Below are 3,007 nucleotides of genomic sequence, written 5' to 3'. Positions count from 1 at the left end.
CGCGCGCGCGGCGGGGCGGCGGCCGGGGGGCGCCCCGCGCCGCGCCCCCCCCCCCCCCCGCCGCGCCCGTTTCCCCGGACGTGGGCGAACGGTGGTCCACGTTTGTATCAACCGGCCCGGATGTCCCTCAAGTCCCTTACACTCTGGCCCAGTTGATCAATTGAAGCGGCCGCCCCAGGAGGAGCGCATGCCCCGGACACCCTCGCGACGTACCGCAATCAAGGGCCTCGCCGCCACCGGCGCCGCGGTCGTCGGTTTCGATCCCTTCACCCGGAGCTGGGCGGCCACCACGACCGACACCGGTCGCCGGCCGCTCGCGGGCCTCCCGTCGCTGGACGGCAGCGTGCACACCGACGACGCCTCGCTCACGGAGGACGCCGACGACTACGGCCACATCGTCCACCGGCGTCCCGCCGCGGTCCTGCGACCCGGCTCGGTGCGGGACATCGTCGCCATGGTCCGCTTCTGCGGCAAGCACGGCATCTCCGTCGCACCGCGCGGCCAGGGCCACGCCACCCAGGGACAGGCCCAGGTCGACGGCGGCCTGATCATCGAGACCACACCCCTCGCGTCCATCGGCCCGGTCGGACCGCGCAGCAGGACGGTCACCGTCGGCGCGGGAGCCCGGTGGAGCCAGGTCGCCAAGGCCACCCTGGCCCACGGACTCACCCCGCCCACCTTCACCGACTATCTCGAACTCTCCGTCGGAGGAACCCTGTCGGTCGGCGGCATCGGAGGCCAGACCCACCAGCAGGGCGCCCAGGTCGACAACGTGACGGAACTCCAGGTCGTCACCGGCGCGGGCGAACTCGTCCGCTGCTCCCCGACCCGCCACGGCGACCTGTTCCACGCCGTGCTCGCCGGGCTCGGCCAGTGCGCGATCATCGTCGGCGCCACCCTGCGCCTGGTCCCCGCGCCCGAGACCGTACGCCACTACCTCCTGCCGTACGACGACCTGCGCACGTTCCTCGACGACCAGCGGCGGCTCGTCGAGGAGGGCCGATTCGACTACGTCGAGGGCCAGGTGACCGCCGACGCCGGCGGCGCCTTCAGCGGCTATCTCCTCGAAGCCGTCGCCTACGGTCCGCCCGTCGGCCCCGCCCCGGACGACGCCGTGCTGCTGCGCGGACTGCGGCACGACCCGGCGGGCGTGCAGGCGAGCGACCTCGGCTACTACGACTTCCTCGACCGGCTCGCGGCCTCGGTCGCCGCCCTCAAGGAAGCGGGACTGTGGGCCTTCGCCCACCCGTGGCTGAACCTGCTGCTGCCGGGCCGGTCCGCGGCGACGCTGACCGAATCCCTGCTGGCGGACCTCACCCCGGCCGATCTCGGGCCCGGCGTCGTCCTGCTGTACCCGGTGCTGCGCGAGAACCTGCACACCCCGCTGCTGCGCACCGCCGACGACCCGGTGTCCTACCTTCTGGCCGTCCTGCGCACGACCCCGCCCGAGGACACCGCGACCGTCGACCGTCTGCTCGCGGCCAACCGGACCGCCTACGAGACCGTCCACGCGGCGGGCGGCACGCACTACCCGGTCGGCTCGGTCCCCTTCGACGCGGCCGACTGGCGCGAGCACTTCGGCCCCGCCTACCGACGACTGGCCTCCGCCCGGCACACGTACGACCCGCGAGGGATCCTGGTCCCCGGGCAGGGCGTCTTCTGACGGCGGCGGTTCGTTCGCGCTCCACCCCCGTCCCGGCCCGGGGTCACCAGCGGCCGGGTTCGCTGCCCACGATCGGCGTCGACGGCGCACCGTCCACCCCTCGCGGGACATCACCGGCCAGCATCACCCGGTGCATGACCCGCGGGTGGTCGAGGTGGTCGGTGTCGCTCGGTGCCAGATGGATGGTGGCCCGGTTGTCCCAGAAGGCCACGCTGCCCGGCTCCCACCGGAAGCGGACCGTGTACTCGGGCCGGACCGCCTGCTCCAGCAGCATGTCGAGCAGCGCCCGGCTCTCGGGCCGGGACACCCGAAGGATCTGCTCGACGTAGTAGCCGTTGACGAACAGCACCCGCTCACCCGTCTCCGGGTGCACCCGCACCAGTGGGTGCACGGTGGCGATCTGACGGTCCAGCAGATGACGGGCGTACGCGTCGTCGCCGGGCCGGCTCTGGTAGCCCACCCCGAGCCGGTGCTCGGCGCGCAGGGTGTCGACGAACGAGCGCACGGGAGCCGACAGGCCCGCGTAGGCGGCGGCCAGGTTCGACCAGGTCGTGTCGCCGCCGTACGGCGGTACCGTCTCGGCGCGCAGAATCGTGGCGGCCGGGGGATCGACCCGGGCGCCGTGGTCGCAGTGCCACCCGCGCAGCAGCGAGTGACGGCGTCTGCGCAGCCACTCCTCGTGGTCCATCCCGTAGCGCCCGCCCAGTTCGAGACGGTCGGCCGTCGTCTCGACCTCGGGGAAATCCCCGGGGGACACGCTGCCCCGGGACCGGAGGCGGACCGGCGTCCCGAACCGGCGGGCGAAGGCGACATGCGCGGCGTGATCGAGCCGCTGGCCGCGGAAGAACAGCACCTTCCAGCGCAGGAGGGCCGCCCTGATCGCGGCCACGACCTCGTCCGTCGGCGGCTCCGCCAGGTCGACTCCCGTGATCTCGGCGCCGATGTGTCCCGCCGCCGGCTTCACTTCGAGGGATGTGACCTGGTCCGTCATGGGGCCTCCGTGATGCGTGTGTCCGGCTCGTCGGCTCCAGCATGACCGCTCGACCGGGCACCCGACAGGCCGTCTCGCGAGCGGTGGCGGGCATCGGCCGGGGGCGGGTGTTCGCGGGAGAGGGGGCGCACACGGGAGGCGCGCGGCGCGCACGGGGTGTGTCCGGTGTCCTCCACCTCACAGGGTCGCACTCCCTGTTGGCGGACACGGCCCGTGCCGAGAATGGGGCACAGTGAAAAGGGGCCCCCCAACAAACGCGAAGTAGGGGGGGGCCGGCAGGCGGCCGGGGGGGGGGGGGGGTCTCCACGCCCCCGGGGCGCAAAACCCCCGCGGGCGGGGGGGGACGGGCTGGG

At 73.8% G+C, this 3,007-nt stretch carries 2 protein-coding genes; one reads left to right on the top strand and one right to left on the bottom strand.

Annotated elements, in window-relative coordinates; translation table 11 throughout:
• Positions 1-187 precede the first annotated feature (187 nt).
• Complete coding sequence (locus tag ACFXGX_RS23955) at positions 188-1,663, top strand: FAD-binding protein (RefSeq protein ID WP_384794698.1); 1,476 nt, start codon at positions 188-190, stop codon at positions 1,661-1,663.
• A 43-nt stretch (positions 1,664-1,706) separates the two neighbouring features.
• Here ACFXGX_RS23955 and ACFXGX_RS23950 read toward each other — a convergent pair whose 3' ends face one another.
• The gene (locus ACFXGX_RS23950; RefSeq protein ID WP_384794696.1) at positions 1,707-2,654 is read right to left on the bottom strand and encodes a TauD/TfdA dioxygenase family protein; all 948 of its coding nucleotides are present in this window, start codon (positions 2,652-2,654) and stop codon (positions 1,707-1,709) included.
• Between the last annotated feature and the right edge of the window lie 353 nt (positions 2,655-3,007).

This window comes from Streptomyces sp. NPDC059371 (assembly GCF_042751995.1).
Lineage (GTDB): Bacteria > Actinomycetota > Actinomycetes > Streptomycetales > Streptomycetaceae > Streptomyces.
Note: the sequence above shows the minus strand (reverse complement) of the source record. Positions and strands in the feature narration are given on the sequence as shown.

Bases quoted from the DNA above. Each gene is read 5' to 3' on its own strand.
- ACFXGX_RS23955 (WP_384794698.1), top strand. From the start codon at position 188: ATGCCCCGGACACCCTCGCGACGTACCGCAATCAAGGGCCTCGCCGCC.
- ACFXGX_RS23950 (WP_384794696.1), bottom strand. From the start codon at position 2,654: ATGACGGACCAGGTCACATCCCTCGAAGTGAAGCCGGCGGCGGGACAC.